At 32.6% G+C, this 19,067-nt stretch carries 13 protein-coding genes; 6 read left to right on the forward strand and 7 right to left on the reverse strand.

The window, feature by feature from the left end; genetic code table 11:
- Window positions 1-158: 158 nt before the first annotated feature.
- From OU788_RS08685 to OU788_RS08705, 5 genes are all read left to right on the forward strand, one after another.
- The gene (locus tag OU788_RS08685) at window positions 159-521 is read left to right on the forward strand and encodes a hypothetical protein (RefSeq protein ID WP_274634812.1); all 363 of its coding nucleotides are present in this window, start codon (window positions 159-161) and stop codon (window positions 519-521) included.
- 83 nt (window positions 522-604) lie between these two features.
- Window positions 605-4,927 (forward strand): CusA/CzcA family heavy metal efflux RND transporter, encoded by a 4,323-nt coding sequence (locus OU788_RS08690; protein WP_274634813.1) that lies wholly within the window; start codon window positions 605-607, stop codon window positions 4,925-4,927.
- Window positions 4,928-4,937: 10 nt separating this feature from the next.
- Window positions 4,938-6,062 carry an efflux RND transporter periplasmic adaptor subunit gene (locus tag OU788_RS08695; protein ID WP_274634814.1) on the forward strand — a complete coding sequence of 375 codons (1,125 nt, stop codon included), beginning with the start codon at window positions 4,938-4,940 and terminating at the stop codon, window positions 6,060-6,062.
- A 103-nt stretch (window positions 6,063-6,165) separates the two neighbouring features.
- A complete protein-coding gene (pbpC, locus tag OU788_RS08700) occupies window positions 6,166-8,505 on the forward strand; it encodes a penicillin-binding protein 1C (protein ID WP_274634815.1) in 2,340 nt (779 codons plus the stop codon).
- A 58-nt stretch (window positions 8,506-8,563) separates the two neighbouring features.
- Window positions 8,564-10,390 carry a cation:proton antiporter gene (locus OU788_RS08705; RefSeq protein WP_274634816.1) on the forward strand — a complete coding sequence of 609 codons (1,827 nt, stop codon included), beginning with the start codon at window positions 8,564-8,566 and terminating at the stop codon, window positions 10,388-10,390.
- Here OU788_RS08705 and dnaX read toward each other — a convergent pair.
- Window positions 10,379-12,076 carry a DNA polymerase III subunit gamma/tau gene (gene dnaX, locus OU788_RS08710; RefSeq protein WP_274634817.1) on the reverse strand — a complete coding sequence of 566 codons (1,698 nt, stop codon included), beginning with the start codon at window positions 12,074-12,076 and terminating at the stop codon, window positions 10,379-10,381. The genes OU788_RS08705 and dnaX overlap by 12 nt on opposite strands.
- Window positions 12,077-12,216: 140 nt before the next feature.
- Between dnaX and msrA the strand changes: the two genes are divergently transcribed.
- On the forward strand, window positions 12,217-12,876 hold the full coding sequence (gene msrA / locus OU788_RS08715) for a peptide-methionine (S)-S-oxide reductase MsrA (protein WP_274634818.1): 660 nt from the start codon (window positions 12,217-12,219) through the stop codon (window positions 12,874-12,876).
- A 76-nt stretch (window positions 12,877-12,952) separates the two neighbouring features.
- Here the strand turns inward: msrA and OU788_RS08720 are convergent, their stop codons facing one another.
- From OU788_RS08720 to OU788_RS08745, 6 genes are all read right to left on the reverse strand, one after another.
- Window positions 12,953-15,214, reverse strand: coding sequence for a TonB-dependent receptor (locus tag OU788_RS08720; RefSeq protein ID WP_274634819.1), 2,262 nt, complete (start codon window positions 15,212-15,214; stop codon window positions 12,953-12,955).
- Window positions 15,215-15,271: 57 nt separating this feature from the next.
- Window positions 15,272-15,586 (reverse strand): hypothetical protein, encoded by a 315-nt coding sequence (locus tag OU788_RS08725; RefSeq protein WP_274634820.1) that lies wholly within the window; start codon window positions 15,584-15,586, stop codon window positions 15,272-15,274.
- Between the two features lie 89 nt (window positions 15,587-15,675).
- A complete protein-coding gene (locus OU788_RS08730) occupies window positions 15,676-16,455 on the reverse strand; it encodes a TerC family protein (protein ID WP_274634821.1) in 780 nt (259 codons plus the stop codon).
- 2 nt (window positions 16,456-16,457) lie between these two features.
- Complete coding sequence (locus OU788_RS08735) at window positions 16,458-16,874, reverse strand: hypothetical protein (protein ID WP_274634822.1); 417 nt, start codon at window positions 16,872-16,874, stop codon at window positions 16,458-16,460.
- Window positions 16,874-18,217: an adenylosuccinate lyase gene (gene purB / locus OU788_RS08740; protein WP_274634823.1), complete on the reverse strand. Its 1,344-nt coding sequence runs from the start codon at window positions 18,215-18,217 to the stop codon at window positions 16,874-16,876. The genes OU788_RS08735 and purB overlap by 1 nt, the downstream gene beginning before the upstream one ends.
- Window positions 18,218-18,682: 465 nt before the next feature.
- On the reverse strand, window positions 18,683-19,067 hold a 385-nt coding region (locus OU788_RS08745), incomplete at its 5' end, for a hypothetical protein (RefSeq protein ID WP_274634824.1).

Raw genomic sequence — 19,067 nt, forward strand, 5'->3', positions numbered from 1 at the left:
TTTAATTAATACTTTATAAAAACTGTCAACCTATTTTAGGACGACTCATATTTATTTTTATTAACATAATATTAAGAGTGTTAAGGTATGGGGGAGAATATCAAAAAAAGTATCTTTGTTAGCGAGTGAGAACAACTGCTATAATATTATCTATTGTAATGCTTTTTCAAAGTTTAAATATTACGTGTACTAATATTTTAAACTTAGATAAGTTAATTGAGCATGCACAGTTTCATAAAGAAACCTATAGTGATAATTTTATTACTTTCTTATCTAAACACTACGGAGAGTTAAAGGTAGCTCATTCAGAGAAACATCAAGAGGAAAAAGAAGAGCATGAGAAACTTCCGTTTCAGTTTGAGTATCACGTAGTAGATTTCCATAAAGTTACATTTGAAGACATAGAGGTTTCTTTACCTTCAATATTGGCTTTTATAGAAAGAAAGCAACTTTTTCATTATCAAAATTTTTATAACTCACCAGACGCATTAGGGGTGTTTCAACCGCCTAGGTATATATAATTCACATACGGTTAGTAATTAAAATTATCGATTTACTTCATAAAGAATCGGTATAAAACATCTAATTATTTAAATGATGAATTATGTTATCAAAAATTATAGAATTAACTATAAAGAATAAATTTATAGTCCTATTATTTACAAGTTTTATTGTAGGCTTCGGAATTTATTCGTTATCACAACTCCCAATCGGGGCTGTACCTGATGTGACCAATAACCAGGTACAAGTAATCACTACATCACGAAATCTTTCAACACAAGATATCGAACAATTTATAACTTATCCTGTAGAACTTGAAATGGCAAATCTAGCTGGGGTAAAAGAAATCAGATCCATTTCTAAATTTGGTTTATCGGTGGTAACCATCGTTTTTGAAGAATCGATGGGAACTTATTTGCCAAGGCAGTTAATAGCCGAAAAAATAAAAGCCGCTTCAGAAAAAATACCTGAAGGCTTTGGAAGTCCAGAAATGGGGCCTATTACTACTGGGTTGGGAGAAATATACCAATACATACTAGATGTAAAACCAGAGTTTAAAGATCGCTATAGCACCACAGATTTACGAACCATTCAAGATTGGATAGTTAAAAGACAATTGTCAGGTATACCTGGAGTTGTTGAGGTTAATACTTGGGGAGGTCATTTAAGGCAGTATGAAGTAGCCATTAATACTCAAGAACTAAATGCGATGAATATTTCAGCAAAAGAAGTATTTACAGCTTTAGAAAATAATAATAGTGTTGCAGGAGGTGGATATATCGAAAAAGTAAATCAATCGTACTTTATCCGCGGAGAAGGATTGGCTAAAAACCTAGAAGACATAAAAAATATTGTTGTAACCAATAAAGAGGGAATGCCTATTTATGTTAAAGATGTTGCAACAGTAGGTTACGGTAGTGCTACACGATTTGGAGCTATAACAGCAAATGGAGAAGGAGAGAAGGTTTTAGGGCAAATAATGATGCTAAAAGATGCGAGCTCAAAAGATGTAATTGAAGCCGTAAAAGAAAGAGTAGCAAGTATTGAAAAATCCCTACCTGAAGGAGTATTTATAAACGCCTTTTTAGAACGAAGTGAACTTATAGGAAAAACCACATTTACAATTACCGAAAACCTAGTACTAGGATGCTTAATTGTAATTTTTGTAGTAGTTCTTTTGTTAGGAAATATTCGCTCAGGGTTGGTAGTAGCTTCTGTAATTCCTCTATGTTTATTGTTTGCCTTGTCGTTAATGTACATTTTTGGTATCGATGCAAACTTAATGAGCTTAGGAGCAATAGACTTCGGAATTATAATAGATGGAGCTGTAATTATCGTCGAGTATATTACCTTTAAAATTACCCAGCAAAAAGATACTTTCGTTACATTAAACAAGAAGGAGCAACAACAAGTTAAAGACTCCGTAAGTTATGAAGGAGCTTCAAAAATGATGAGTTCTGCGATATTTGGGCAATTAATAATATTAATTGTTTTCATTCCTATTTTATCTTTAAGCGGAGTTGAAGGAAAAATGTTTAAACCTATGGCTTTGGTGTTTAGTTTTGCGCTTATAGGGGCTATTTTACTGTGTTTAACCTATGTTCCTGTAATGGCTTCTATATTTTTAAAACCTTCAAACATTACAGATAAAAATATTTCAGTAAGACTTATTAAAAAACTGAACGAGTGGTATGTGCCAGTAATCAATTGGGCATTGCGTCGTAAAAAGTTAGTATTAGGAATTGCATCATCTATGTTAGTTCTTACAGTTTTTATTTATAGCAAAATGGGTGGAGAGTTTGTTCCTACATTAGATGAAGGAGACTTCGTAATCCAACCCGTTTTAAAAACAGGAACAACATTAAGTAATACGATTGAGACCACTACTAAAATTGAAAAAATACTAAAGGATAACTTCCCTGAGGTGAAACAAGTAGTATCACGTATTGGAGCAGCAGAAGTGCCAACAGATCCTATGAGTATGGAGGAAAGTGATGTAATGATTACGTTACGACCTAAAGGGGAATGGACATCAGCTGAAAGTAAAGATGAGCTGGCAGATAAATTTAAAGAAGCACTAGCAGTAATTCCAGGAATGGAAGTAGAGTTTACACAACCAATCGAAATGCGTTTCAATGAGTTAATTACGGGTGTAAGAGCCGATATAGCAATCAAGATTTTTGGCGAAGATTTGTCGGTTTTAGCTCAAAAAGGAAGTGAAATTAAAAAACTAGTAGAAAATGTAGAAGGAGCTTCTGATATTATCGTTGAAAAAATTGAAGGTTTACCTCAAATGAATGTTGCTTATGACAGAGCTAAAATTGCAAGATACGGTCTTAACATAAAAGAAGTTAATGAAATGGTGTCTATGGCGTTTGCCGGAAAAGAAGCAGGAAATGTTTTTGAAGGAGAAAAACGCTTCGACCTAGTTGTCAGATTAGACAAGACCAATCGCACTGATATTAGCGATTTAAAAGAGTTGTATATAGATTTACCTAATGGAGGAAAAGTTCCGTTAGATGAATTAGCGACTATTACCTATCAAAAAGGAGCTGCAAAAATATCAAGGGATGATACCAAACGTAGATTAGTAGTAGGAATTAACGTTCGTAACAGAGATTTACAATCTGTTGTAGATGATGTTCAACAATTGATAAACAAAAATATAAAACTTCCTCCAGGATATACAATTACATACGGCGGACAGTTCGAGAACTTACAAAGTGCTTCAAAACGTTTAATGATAGCCGTTCCTATAGCATTAATCTTAATATTTATCATGCTGTATTTTGCTTTTAAATCAGTAAAAGAAGCGTTGATTATTTACTCAGCAATACCATTTGCAGCTATTGGAGGGGTATTATTATTATGGATGCGTGATTTACCGTTTAGTATATCAGCAGGAGTTGGTTTTATTGCTCTTTTTGGAATTGCAGTGCTCAACGGAATTGTATTAATTGAACATTTTAAAGAGTTAAAACATAAAGGATTTTCTACTATTGAAGACTTGGTAAAGCAAGGAGCAGCAGACCGTTTAAGAGCAGTACTACTAACAGCATCGGCAGCAGCATTAGGGTTCTTACCTATGGCAATATCAACCAATGCTGGGGCTGAGGTACAACGTCCTTTAGCAACAGTAGTTATAGGAGGATTAATAACTTCTACAATTTTAACATTGGTAGTATTACCTGTGTTGTATACAATTTTTGATAATCCGAAGAAATTAAAAATCAATAAAAAAGTAGCGAGTTTAGGTGTTGTACTTCTTATGGGATTATGTACTGTTCAAGCACAAGAAACTCCTCAAAATTTACAGAACTTAATAGATTTAGCTGTTGAGAATAACAAAGGTTTACAAGCGCAACAATTAAAGGTAGAAAAAGCCAAAGCAGCTATAACCTCGGCTTATACTTTTGATAAAACAGAGGTTTATTATAATCGAGATGAAAATAATACAGTAGCAGATCATCCTTTAGATATTTTCGGTATTCAACAAACCTTTGCATTTCCAACAGTTTACGGAGCGAATAAAAGAGTACAAAAGTCAGCTTATAACATAGAAAGTAATCAATATGAAACAGCTAAAAAGAAATTGATGAAATCGGTTGTAAATGCATATTACAGGTATCAATACACGAAAGCACAAGAGAATATTTATAAGAGTTTAGATAGTTTGTATAATAAGTTTTCGTACGCTGCGAAACGACGTTTTGAGTTGGGAGAAACTAATTATTTAGAAAAGATAACAGCAAAAGCAAAACAGAAACAAGTAATGAATGATTATCGAAATACTGTAGTTGCTTCTCGCATAGCGTATCAAAAAATTAAAGCGTTAGTTCAGGTAGAAGATAGTTTAGTAATTGAAGAAGCAGCTACTATTAAACCAATACAAGTTCAAGATGTTAATTTAAGTGAAATTACAGAAGTTCAAGGTTATTATGAAAGAGAGCAATTAGCAAAAAGACAGTTGTCTCAACAAAAACAACAGTTGTTACCAGATTTGTCTTTAGAAGTATTTAAAGGAAGTAATCAATATGTAACTCAAGACTTTTACGGATACCAAGTAGGAATAAAAATTCCATTGTTGTTTAGTGGAGAATCTTCTAAGATAAAGCAATCAAAAATAGCGAAAGAGATTGCTGAGTATGAAACTTTAAACTATCAAAAACAGTTAGAAACTTACTATACAAATCTTAAAAATAAGCTACAAGAGCAAACAGTGTCTTTAGCTTATTATCAAGAAGAAGGAATGCCTTTAGCAGATGAAATTCTGAAAACAGCCAATATGAGTTTTAAACACGGTGAGATTGACTTTTTTCAGTACATCCAAAGTGTTGAAAATGCTTTTCAACTAAAATTAGCTTATGTAACGAGTATAGAGTCGTACAACAATATTGTGATAGATATTAACTACTTAACGTATTAAAAAAATAAAGATGAAATATATAATTTATAGTATCCTGTTTGTAACTGTAATAGGATGTAAATCAAAAGAAGCTGAGAGTACCACTGAAGAATCAACAGTAGTTACTGACGATAGAGTTTTTATAACGAATGAACAATGGGAAAAAAACAGTATGAAATTAGTTACTGTTGAAGAACAAGATTTTCCAACTACAATTAAAGTAGTAGGAAAAATAGATGTGCCTCCTACAAATAAAGTTGTGCTAACCGCTAAAATGGGTGGTTTTATTAAAAGTATTCCATTATTAGTTGGAGATAAAGTCAAAAAAGGGCAACGTTTGGTAACAATAGAAAACCAAGAGTTTGTGGCAATGCAACAACAGTATTTGGAAACAAAACAAGAAATAGCTTTTTTAAAATCTGAATTTGAAAGACAAAAAGCATTATTCGATGAAAAAATAACTTCAGAAAGAAATTTTTTAAAGGCTAAGAGAGATTTTGAAGTAGCACAAACTACATTAGTAAGCTTAGAGAAGCAGCTACAAATGATTAATATATCAGCAAGTAAACTAAATAGTAATTCAATAACCTCTGTTACGGGTATTTATGCGCCTATTTCAGGAAATGTTACTAAAATAAAGGCAGTTACAGGTTCGTATATTTCTCCTGCTGATGAAATTTTAGAAATTATAGACAACAAGCATTTACATTTAGAGCTTTCAGTTTTTGAAAAAGATGCTTTAAAGTTAAAAGTAGGTCAAGAAATTAGTTTTAGGGTTCCAGAATTATCATCAGAAGTTTATAAGGCGAAAGTTCATTTGATAGGAAAAAGCATCAATGAAAATAGAACGGTAGATGTACATGCACATATTGAGGAGGAACAAAAAAGAAATTTTTTATCAGGAATGTTTGCAGAAGCGATAATACAAACGAACAGTAATAAAGTTAATTCATTGCCAGAAACCTCGCTAGCTGAGGTAGAAGGAGAAATGTATGGGTTAGTTTTAGATGAAAACTCAAAAGATGGTTATTTCTTTAAAAAGCAAAAGGTAGTAATCGGAAATACTTTTGAGAATAATGTAGAATTAAAAACCTCAGAAATTAAAAAAGAAGCAAAATTTTTAGAAAAAGGTGTGTTTAATTTGTTAACAGAGTAACTAAATGTGAAGTAAATAAAAACTTTTATAATTTTTTTATAATAAAAAAGCAAAGAAATGTATGGAAATATATATTTCTTTGCTTTTTGTTTAAAGAAGAAAAATGATTCAGACTAAGAAAAAGAAAATAGTTTTGATTTTGACTTTTATAGGAGTCATTTTCTATTATTTCTGTCTGCCTAAAAAATTATTTGAAAATCCAACATCAACAGTCGTAACCTCAAAAAGCAACGAATTATTAGGAGCTATTATTGCTGATGATGGTCAATGGCGATTTCCAGAATTAGATTCTGTTCCAACAAAGTTTGAACATTGTATTTTGCAATTTGAAGATGCTTATTTTTATAAGCATTTCGGATTCAATCCTATTTCTATAGGGAAAGCAATGATAGAAAATATCAAAGCGAAAAGAGTTGTACGAGGTGGAAGTACGTTGACACAGCAAGTAATTCGCTTGTCAAGAAAGAATAAAGAGCGTTCCTATTTTGAAAAATTACAAGAGCTAATCCTAGCCACTCGATTAGAATTTCGTCATTCTAAAAAAGAAATTTTAAGCTTGTATGCATCTCATGCGCCATATGGAGGAAATGTTGTTGGGTTAGAAATGGCCTCGTGGCGTTATTTTGGTTTAAAACCACATCAATTGTCATGGGCAGAAACAGCAACTTTAGCTGTATTGCCTAATGCTCCGTCGTTGATTTATCCAGGGAAAAATCAACAAAAACTAAAAAATAAAAGAAATAGGTTATTAAAAAAACTGCATGAAGAAGGTATAATTGATCAAATTACGTATGATTTAGCTATTGAAGAAGAGTTACCACAAAAACCATATCCGTTACCTACAGTCGCACCACATTTTGTACAAGAAGTAACGAAACAGTATAGAGGAAAACGCGTAAAAAGCTCTGTTGATATCCATTTGCAAAGACAAGTAAATAATTTAGTAAAGCAACATTATTTCCGTCAAAAACAAAATGAAGTTTATAACATGGCGGTATTAGTTTTGGATGTTGAAACTAGAAAAGTATTGTCTTATGTAGGGAATTCCCCAACCGATAAAGTGCATCAAAAAGATGTAGATAATATTGTAGCTCCAAGAAGTACAGGAAGTACTTTAAAACCGTTTTTGTATGCTCAAATGTTACAATCGGGTGATTTATTACCTACGCAGTTAGTTGCAGATGTACCAACTGAAATAGCAGGGTATTCTCCTAAAAATTTCAATTTAACTTTTGATGGAGCTGTACCCGCAAATGAAGCATTAACACGTTCGTTAAATATTCCTTCGGTACGTATGTTACAACGTTATGGGTTAGAAAAGTTTAGAGAAGATATTAAAGCATATCATATTAATGATATTGATAGATCAGCAGATTATTATGGACTTTCATTGATTTTAGGTGGAGCAGAAGCAAGTTTGTGGGATTTATGTAAAACTTTTGCAGGCTATGCCGGTATTGTAAATCACTATGAAGAATTAAAGCATAAATATTATCAGAAGGAATTTATAGAACCCAATTTTTTATTTGATGAAACTCCAGATTTTGGAAAGGTTCAAAAAGACTATACAACTTTAGATGCTGGAGCTACATTTTTAACACTAAACACTTTGTTAGAAGTAAATAGACCTTATACAGACCAGGCTTGGAAATATTACGATTCATCTCAAAAAATAGCGTGGAAAACAGGAACCAGTTTTGGTAATAAAGATGCTTGGTCTATTGGTGTAACGCCTAAATATGTTGTAGGTGTATGGATAGGAAATTCTGATGGAGAAGGGCGCCCAGATCTTACAGGAGTAGGAAGCGCTGCTCCGTTAATGTTTGACGTTTTTGATGTGTTGCCAAAATCAAATTGGTTTTTAGAACCTTACGAAGATTTGATAGAAGCCGCTATTTGTGAGAAAAGTGGTTTTTTAGCTAAGCCTATTTGTCCGTCTATTACAAAAAGAGTTCAAAAAAGTGCGATGAAAGCGGAATCATGTCCGTACCATCAACAAATAATGGTTGATAAGCTTGAGAAATTCAGAGTAAATTCGAACTGTGAATCCATTTCAAACATGAAATCCCAATCTTGGTTTGTTTTACCTCCGTTAATGGCTCATTATTACCAACAAAACAATGCTGACTATAGACCATTGCCTAACTATAGATCTGATTGTAATCGATTAGAAAGTAATTTAATGGGCTTCGTTTTTCCTTCAAAAAGTATAACAAAAGTTTCGTTAACAAAAGGAGAAGATAATCAGTTAAATCCTATTGTTTTAAAGTTAACACACAGTAATTCAGAAGCTAAAGTTTACTGGTATTTAAACGAACAATTTATAGGTATTACACAGCAATATCACGAACAAGCAATTTTACCCAAAGAAGGGACTCATATTATTACCGTAATTGATGATTTTGGTAATGAATTGAAGAAGGTTTTAGAGGTAAAAAAATAAGTAAATGTAAAAGCAGTTTAATTAAAAACTGTATTTTTAGTTTTTTTAAAAATAAACTATGTTAGAACTAGCGGGGATAATTATATTAGGAATTTTAGCTCAATGGGTAGCGTGGAGATTTAAAATTCCAGCAATTTTACCTTTAATTTTAATTGGACTACTTGTAGGACCAATTGCAGCAGAATTTTTTAATGAAGATGGAAGTAAATGGATAGAACCCGTTTGGAATGGTGAAAAAGGATTGTTTCCTGGAGATGGCCTCTATTATTTTGTTTCGTTATCAATTAGTATCATTCTTTTTGAAGGAGGTTTAACCTTGCGAAGAGGAGAAATTAAAAATATAGGCCCCGTAATTACCAAATTAATAACCTTAGGTGCTGCAGTTACTTTTTTTGGTGCTGCCATTATTGCTCATTATGTATTTGGTTTAGGCTGGGAATTATCTTTTTTATTTTCAGGATTGATTATAGTAACAGGACCAACCGTTATAACACCGATTTTAAGAAATATTCCGCTGAAAAAAGATGTTTCCGCAGTTTTAAAGTGGGAAGGTATTTTAATTGATCCTATCGGAGCTTTAGTAGCGGTACTTGTTTTTGAATTTATTAGTGTTGGAGGAGATGCAGGTTTTACTGGAACAGCTTTATTAGAATTCTTAAAAATCATTTTATTCGGAACTACTTTTGGGTTTACCTTTGCGCATGCTTTAATTTTCGTTATTAATAAAAAGTGGGTGCCACATTACTTATTAAATGTAGTGTCATTATCTACTGTTTTATTAGTATTTGTAGAATCTGAATTATTTGCCCATGAATCAGGATTATTAGCAGTTGTGGTTATGGGAATGGTATTAGGAAATAGTAAGTTGAAGAATTTAAAAGAGATTTTATACTTTAAAGAATCACTTAGTGTATTACTAATTTCAATACTGTTTATCTTATTGTCAGCCAACATCGATTATAAAGAATTAATGCTTTTATACGATTGGAAAACATTATTATTATTTGCATTAATTGTTTTTGTCATACGTCCTTTAGGAGTGTTTTTAAGTACGTCGAAGTCTAACTTAAAAACCAATGAAAAACTATTTATTAGTTGGGTAGGACCAAGAGGTATTGTTGCAGCAGGTATTGCTTCTTTATTTGGAAGTAAACTATTAAAACAAGGAGTTGAAGGAGCAGAATACATTACGCCGTTAGTATTTATGATTGTGTTAGGAACCGTATTGTTAAACGCAACCACAGCACGATTGTTTGCAAAAATAGTAGGTGTGTTTTTAGAACGATCTAACGCTATTATGATTGTAGGAGCCTCTGATGTAGCGAGGTTGATAGCCAGATACTTAAAAGATAACAAACGTAGAGTGGTTTTAATCGATTCTAACTCTGAAAATGTAGAAAAAGCAAAAGCAGAAGGATTAGAATCAATTGAAGTAAGTATTTATGATGATGAGTTAACAGATAATATTGAATTAAATGATGTTGGATATTTAATTGCAATGACAGGAAGTGACTCAATAAACAAATTTGTAATCTCTAATTTTGCCTCAATTTTTGGTGAGCAAGGTGCTTATCGTTTAGCTACATCACAAGAAGTAATTACCAAAGATTACGATGATGAAGATCATCTATTTACAATTGAAGACGATTACATTAATATAATGGAAGCTGTAAGAGAGTTTCCAGAAATTCATGAAACTCCAGTAAACTCAGTTCAAGAGTATAAAACTAAAATAGAGAAAATACACGACGAAATTAAGTCTATTCCAATTTTAGTTAAGAATAAAAATACCAATGAAATTTTATTAATTTCTGAGTTTGAGCACGATGTAAAGAAAATTGAAGGTTGGATCGTTATTTATTTAGGAAAAAACTTAAACATCTAAACCAAAAGTACTTTTCAACTTTTCAAGTAACGGATTTTTTTCTTTGAGTTTGTCATACTTCTCTTGAGGAGTATAGGCAAACTTTTTTTCTATCGTTTCGTTAACCTTTACATTTATTTGTACTCCATAATTATTAAGTTTTTCACGTAAAAAGCGTAATAACTTTGGTTTACCCTTTTCCAACTGCGATTTCATTAAATCACTAGGTACAGAAAAGACGATGGTAAAATCTTCTTGTAATTGAGGTTCGTCAGAGGCTATAATTGCAGCCATACTCTGTTCTCCTATACGTTGCAATTGAAAATAGTACTTTTTCCAAGCATCTTTCAATTCATCCAAAGAAAAAGGAGTTTTAGGATGATTATCATAGTTTTCTTCTTCGTCTAAATTTACTTTAACATCTTTCTTTTGATGCAAGCTTTTTAAAGATAAAGCTGAAGTACGACGCTTAATATTTTTTAAAGTTGGTTTAGGAACCTCACTGGTAGCAACAATTGGTTTTTCTTGAACCTTTTGCGGAGTATTAACAGCGGTAGCAACAGGTTTTACTTCAGTTTTTTTAACTGAAGGAGACAAAGAGGTAAAAAAAGTAGCAGGAATTATGTAGTTGCTAGATTTTTTTTTTGCTCCATCAAAAGTGATAGAGGCAATTTGCATTAAAGTAAGTTCTACCAATAAGCGTTGGTTTTTACTTCCTCGATATTTTAAATCGCAATCATTTGCCTTATCTATCGCAGGCATTAAAAACTGCATGCTAGCTTTGGTAGCTTGTTCTAAGTATCGTTTTTTAGTATTGTCTCCAACTTCCAATAAAGCAATAGTTGCTTGGTCTTTGGCTACTAACAAATCTCTAAAGTGAGAAGCTAAACCATTAATAAAGTGATGTCCTTCAAAACCTTTACTTAATACGTCATTAAAAGCCATCAAGACTTCTGGAATTTTATTTTCAAGGAGTAAATCGGTAATGTTAAAATACACATCGTAGTCTAACACATTAAGGTTTTGCGTAACCGCTTCTCGAGTTAAGTTATTACCAGAAAAACTAACTACACGATCAAAGATAGAAAGTGCATCACGCATGGCTCCGTCAGCTTTTTGAGCAATTACATGCAAAGCATCATCTTCTGCAGTAATATTTTCTTTAGCACAAATTGTTTTTAAATACTCTTTAGCATCTAAAACACCAATACGCTTAAAATCAAAAATTTGACAGCGAGATAAAATCGTTGGTATAATTTTATGTTTTTCGGTAGTTGCTAAAATAAAAATAGCATGAGCTGGTGGCTCTTCTAATGTCTTTAAAAAAGCATTAAAAGCAGCCTGTGAAAGCATGTGAACCTCGTCAATAATATATACTTTGTATTTACCAGTTTGAGGTGGGATTCGAACTTGATCGGTCAGGTTACGAATATCATCAACCGAGTTGTTTGAAGCAGCATCTAATTCAAAAATATTAAAAGCAAAATCTTCATCAGCATTGGTAGCATCTTCTTGGTTAATTCGCTTTGCTAAAATACGAGCGCACGAAGTTTTACCAACCCCACGAGGTCCTGTAAACAATAAAGCTTGAGCCAAATGGTTGTTTTGTATTGCATTTTCTAACGTATTGGTGATGGCTTGTTGCCCTACCACATCCACAAAATTTTGAGGACGGTATTTACGTGCTGATACTATAAAATGCTCCATTAAAACTTAATCTTTATCTGAACAAAAATAGAAAATGCAACGGCAACACGCAAACAAATTTCTTAAGGAAATATTAAAGTTGTAAACAATTGTAAAAAAGATAATTTTAATACGACAAAGACGTTATAAATGATAAACTTATGAAGATAGCTAAGCTAGCAACAATACTGATAGGTCTTTTCTTATTGACTGTTTTATGGGGTTTTTCTTCGGAAAAAGAAAATCGAAAGACTTCTGATATAAAACAAACGTCGAAAGAAACGAAAGTAGCATATTTTGCCAGCGGGTGTTTTTGGTGTGTTGAGGCGATTTTTGAAAGTGTAAGAGGAGTAGAAGAAGCAGTATCTGGCTATGCTGGAGGTCATACAAAAAATCCTACGTATAAAACTATTGGAACAGGCAAAACAGGACATGCAGAATCGGTAGCGGTATATTATAATCCGAAGGAAGTAAGTTTTCAAACATTGGTAACGGTATTTTTCGGTTCACATGATCCAACAACAAAAAATGGACAACATCCAGACTATGGTTCGCAATACAGATCGATCGCGTTTTATCAAACACAACAAGAAAAAGAAATCATAGAAAATACGATTAGAAAACTAAACAAAGAAGTATATAAAGGGAAGATAGTTACTGAAGTTACAAAGCTCGAAAAGTTTTATCCGGCAGAAGAATATCATCAAAACTATGAACGATTGCATCCGGAGAATTCGTATGTACAACGAGTTTCAATTCCTCGATTGAATCGCTTTAAAAAGAAGTTCCCTGAATTGCTAAAGAAAAGAAAAGACGGATAACTTTATTAAGTTAAAGTTTGTTTATATAAAAAGCTCCCTCCCCAGTAATAGTATTACCGGGGAGTTATTTTTTTGGTTAAATAGTGAAATTTATTCCTAAAACAATATTTCTACCTGGATTAAAAATAGTATCTGGTTTTAATCTTGATAAGTGATTGATATACTTCTTATCAAATAAATTATTTACAGTTAACGATGTAGTAAAGGTATATTTACTAATCATTATATCGCCACCTACACCTAAATTAACTAGGTTATAAGCAGGGGTTGCTGTTTCAAACTCACTAATATTATCCTGTTTAAAGTAAGAATGTAAGCTTACAGATGCATATCCGTTTGGCAACCATTTTTCGTTAGAAAATTCAGTTCTAAGCGTATTTTTTAAAGTATTAGCAGGAATTAACGGTAAATAGTTACCATTATCTTGCTTTCCAATAACCATTTCAAAACTACTTTCTAAATGCAACCAATCTAAAGGGTGAGGATGTAAATGAAAACCAAATTCACCACCGTATAATTTAGCATTCTCTTGTAAATAGGTGTAAACAGGAGCTCCGTCTTCAACTTCACCAGTAGGAGATAAATAAATATAATCGTTTAAGGTATTGTAAAATCCGTTTGCGAATAATTCAAAGTGTTCTGAATTGTAATCTAAAGATAAGTCGAACTGTAAATTTTTCTCATTTACGAGGTTGTTATTTCCTACTTCGAAACGATTGGTACCGTGATGCACTCCATTAGAAGTTAATTCAGCAAGGTTTGGAGCTCTAAATCCACTAGCCACATTAAAACGAGAAGTTATACTATTAAAAAGCAAAGTTTTTGCTCCAAAAGAAGCAGTAAAACTATTGTAAGATTTATCTATAGCTTCAAAAACATGAATTTCATCTTCATGAGTTACTTCGTGTCGTTCTGTAGTAATTCCTCTATTATCGTAACGAATACCAGCTTGTAAAGAAGTATGGTCATTCCACTCAAAGTTAGCAGTAGTAAATACCCCAAAATCGTTTACCGTAGCATTCGGAATTAACAATTCTTCACCAAAGTTTGTATTGGTTTGATGTAAACCTTGCGCACCTACTAAAACTTCAAATTTTCCAAATTTTGGAAGGTGATATTTCGTATTATAACTAAAAGTTTTTAGCTTCATGTCTAAGGCAGCTTCACCTTCTTCATACTCTTTGTGCTCTTCTTCAGCTTCATCCTCTTCATGATCGTGATGCTCTTCAAACTCTTGACGATTATTAATCGTGTATCCTAAATCGATGTCTAATTTTGAGTTCTTAAAGAAAACATGATTGTGTAAGCTGATAATATGATTATCAATATCTTGATAAGGAGTTTCTAAATGCGTTTCTTTAGTTTGCTCACCAATCCCTTCAGTTAATCCTAATTTAGAATTGTTGAAGTTGTAACGTAATTCAGAAGAAAAGTTTTTCTCGTGGAAACCAACACCTAGTTTCAAATCTTTTTCATTAAAACGAGTATTCGTAACTCTGTAATCAGGTGTTTTATAATCTGCGTGTTGTGCATAAGTTCCTCTAGCTAAAAATTGCCAATTTTTTAAAGAAGATTTAAAACCAAGAGAAGTATTTGTACCTAAGGTGTTGCTAAAATAACGTTGACTAACATTCAGTTTTGTAGTGTTTTCAGGAACAAATTTTTCAGGTTGAATATATAAAACGCCACCCAAAGCATCAGAACCATATAAAAGAGATGCAGGCCCTTTAATAACTTCAACACCAGCAACACCAGCATCGTTAATTCCTAATCCATGCTCACCACCAAATTGTTGGTTTTCTAAACGAATTCCTTGTGTGTACACCAATACTCTGTTTCCGCTTAAACCTCTAATAACAGGTTTTCCGATAGATGCTCCTGTAGAAATTTGAGAAACTCCGGCAATATTGGTAATTCCTTCAGAAAGTGTTGTCGCCCCGGTTTTTTGAATGGCTCTTGCCGAAAGGCGTTCAACTTTCATTACGTTTTCAGACTGTAATTTGTTGAAAGGAGTAGAAATGATAACTTCATCAATCTTAAAAATTGATTCTTCTAATTGTACATCAAAAGAAATATTTTCATTATTAAAATGAAACTCTTTAGCTATTGTTTTAAAACCTAAAAAAGAAAAGTTAAAAGTAACTTTTCCGTTAGGAATGTTTTGTAGGTTGTAAGTACCATCTTCATTGGAAATGGTTCCCTTATGTAATTGGTCAGAGTATATTTCAACTCCTAAAAGTGGTTGGTTATCAGTGTCTGTAATTTTTCCTGATAGGCTGTTTTGTGCGTATACAGCCGATATTCCTACAAGAAATAGGAAATTAATAATTGTCTTCATTAAAAATGAATTTTACTGTTTTTACGATAATTTTTGTTGGTTGCTTATTGCAAACGTTTAAGATACAGTAAAATAAGGGGGTGCTCTTGAAGATTTTTTATCAGTATATACAAATGAGATTAACTGCGGTTGTGTATTGTAATCTAACTTGTAAAAATGTTGTGGAATTACCGTATAGTTTTCAACGGTTTGGTATGTAAATGAGTTAAATTGAAAATGAGCCAGAGAACAATCAAACTCTTGAGCGTGATAGTGTTGTTCATCAGTAGAAGTACATACAATGTGCTCGTGATTTTCAAATAAGTGAACTGTTGCTATTACGGTAGGTAACAACAACATGAATATACTGAGTACAGCAATATGTTTTTTCAATTTAATCACTAGCGGCAAAAATAGAAAAAATAAAAAAACCGATAGCTTTCTTACTACCGGTTTTTGTTTTATATAGTCTTAATGTTTTCTTAACCTTTTTTAGAATTGCCTCGCATTTTCATGTTTAGCATTTCTACAAGTAGCGAAAAAGTAATAGCAAAATATAAATATCCTTTAGGAATTGCCCCCACTGATTGCCCGAAAACAACTGTGTGTGATAAATGCGCGCTTTCAGTAACTAGCATAAATCCAATTAAAATTAAAAAGGATAAAGCTAACATTTGAATTGTAGGATGTTTGTTAACAAAGTTACTAATAGGAGTAGCAAACATTAACATGATTAATATTGAAACAATAACAGCGATAATCATTATGGTTAATGCTCCTTGTATACCATTTGTCATACCTACAGCCGTTAACACAGAATCAAAAGAGAAAACAATATCAATTAATACTATTTGCGTAATAACGTTTAGTAATGTTTTCTTTTTCAAGGAGGTATTAGCTGTATGTTCTTCCCCTTTTCCTTCTACTTTATGGTGAATTTCACTGGTACTTTTGTACAGTAAAAATATTCCACCAGCAAATAAAATTAAACTTTGACCTGTAACTCCTGCCTTTAACCAAGATAAATTAATAGTCCAGATAGGATCTTTCATACTGATTAAATAAGAAACTCCTAATAAAAGAAGAATTCTAAAAATCATCGCTAAAAGAAGACCTATTCGGGCAGCTTTCTTTTGCTGATGTTCAGGTAGTTTGTTAGAAGCAATAGAAATAAAGATAATATTATCAATACCCAATACAACTTCTAAAAAAGTTAGGGTTAATAAGGCAACCCAGGTGTCAGCATGTAAGAAAATTTCCATAATTAATCTACTTTATATACCGTACCGTCTTGTTTAAAGTTAGAGTACCCAACTCTTGCAGTAAAACTATACGAACTATCAGTTACTTTAGTAATTTGAACAAATATAGGATCTTTATCTAAATCGGTTTTCGGACTTTTCATTCGCAAAGTGTATGCAAAATTATTTTTCCATTTGATGTAGAGTGTGTCTATATGTTTTATCTCCTTTTCGGTAACCAAACTATCTGTAGAAATACTTACTTTTTTAGTGTATTCTTCAATTTGTAAACTATCTTTTCTTACAATAGTTGTTTTTCCGTAGTTATCACCCGCAGGAATTTCAAATGTTCCGTGAACAAAACGTGTAGAATCTCCTTTTTTTTCAGGAGTACACGAAATGACTAAAAATAAAACTAAAAAAGTAAGTAAATATCTCATTATATACCAGTGTAATTAGATGGTGTAATTTGTTTTAATTCATTCTTAATCGCATCAGAAACTTCTAAAGTATCAATAAAATTAGCGATAGAATCTTTGTTTATTTTTTCATTTGTACGCGTTAATCCTTTTAAAGCTTCGTATGGATTAGGATATGCCTCACGACGTAAAATTGTTTGAATAGCCTCAGCAACTACAGCCCAGTTATTTTCTAAATCTTCAGCGAACTTATCTTCATTCAATAATAACTTGTTCAATCCTTTTAAAGTAGAAGCAAAACCAATTAAGGTATGTCCAAAAGGAACTCCAACATTACGTAATACCGTACTATCCGTTAAATCACGTTGTAGTCTTGAAACTGGTAACTTAGCCGCTAAATGCTCAAAAATAGCATTGGCAATTCCTAAGTTTCCTTCAGAGTTTTCAAAATCAATCGGATTTACTTTATGTGGCATTGCAGAAGAACCAACTTCCCCTTTTTTAATCTTTTGTTTAAAGTAGTCGTTAGAAACGTACGTCCAAACATCGCGATCTAAATCAATTAAAATCGTATTTACACGCTTTAATCCGTCGTATAAAGCTGCCATGTGGTCGTAGTGCTCAATTTGCGTAGTAGGGAAGGAGTGGTGTAAACCTAACACTTCCTCTACAAAATGAGTTCCGAAGTTTTTCCAGTCGATATCTGGGTACGCTACTTTGTGTGCATTGTAATTACCTGTAGCTCCACCAAACTTAGCAGCATGTGGTGTATGTTGAATGTGAATAACCTGATTGTTAATACGCTCTACAAACACAAAAAACTCTTTTCCTAAACGAGTAGGAGAGGCTGGTTGCCCGTGAGTTCTTGCTAACATTGGTACGTTTTCCCATTCTTCTGATAAATCAGCTAATTTGCAAACTAAGGTGTCTAAAGTAGGGTAGTACACTTCTTCCATAGCATCTTTAATAGATAATGGAATAGCGGTATTGTTAATATCTTGAGAAGTTAATCCGAAGTGGATAAACTCTTTATATTTCTGTAAGTTTAAGGCGTCAAATTTTTCCTTAATAAAGTACTCAACAGCTTTTACATCATGATTGGTAACGCTTTCAATTTCTTTAATTTTTAAAGCATCTTCTGCAGAAAAATCCTCGTAGATTTTACGTAAATCAGCATATAAATCTTTGTTGAAATCGGCTAATTGAGGTAATGGAATTTCACATAAAGCGATGAAATATTCAATTTCTACCTTTACACGATATTTTATTAAAGCTTCTTCTGAAAAATAGTTCGCTAAGCTTGCTACTTTGTTACGGTATCTACCATCAATAGGAGAGATGGCGTTTAATTCTGTTAAGTTCATGTTTTGTTGTTGTGTTGAAAGGCACAAAAATAGAAAATACTTCCCTTTTTTTAGAGATAAACCGAAGGAATTTTAGTACTAACAAAAAGCAATCTCATTTAGGGACAAAGAACTATGCTGTAATGTCCATAAACCGTATTGTAGTATTAATGGTTTTGGCTATGATTTCGTTGCGGAGAATCTTCTGCTGGTGCAAGCGTCTCGCTTGTGCTGTCTACAACGTTATAAAATTAACATACCTTCTTTTTTCTTTACATGCTTTTACTTATTATACCGTCACGAGCAAGATGCTCGCGCTAGCGGGTGAAAAGGCGGGGTTACATTAGTTTAGCCGAATACCTCAAACAGTAATGTATCATTATTGAACCGCCGTATACGAGACCCGTACGTACGGTGGTGTGAGAGGCGAACTCCGTGCCTATTTGGGTGCGGAGCCGTCTACTCGATTGCCACACGTTATTTATTTCAGCTCGCATTTTCTATTACCCATTTTATAAATGTATCTTTTGCTTTTCCAATTGGTTTACTTTCAGCTAATTTTAACGTGTATGCACCTATTTTTGTTTCTCTGCCAGTTTGAATATTTTTCTTGTAAGGGATAAAGTCAAATTTTGAATTCTTCTTGGCAATTATCTCAAATCTATAATGATATTTGGCACCTATGCCTATTAAATTTCCATTAGAATCCATAGTCCAATAACCAGGATAGAAACACTTTTCCAATTCTCTTCGCATTTCTAAAGCTGAAGAATACCTCTTTGAATAGTCAGGATTGACAGCAGTATTAATTATTTTCTTAATTCTTTGAGGTAAAAAAGGTTCATAGTTTTTTGGGTCAGGAATCTTTCCC

Source organism: Tenacibaculum sp. L6 (assembly GCF_028823685.1).
GTDB lineage: Bacteria > Bacteroidota > Bacteroidia > Flavobacteriales > Flavobacteriaceae > Polaribacter.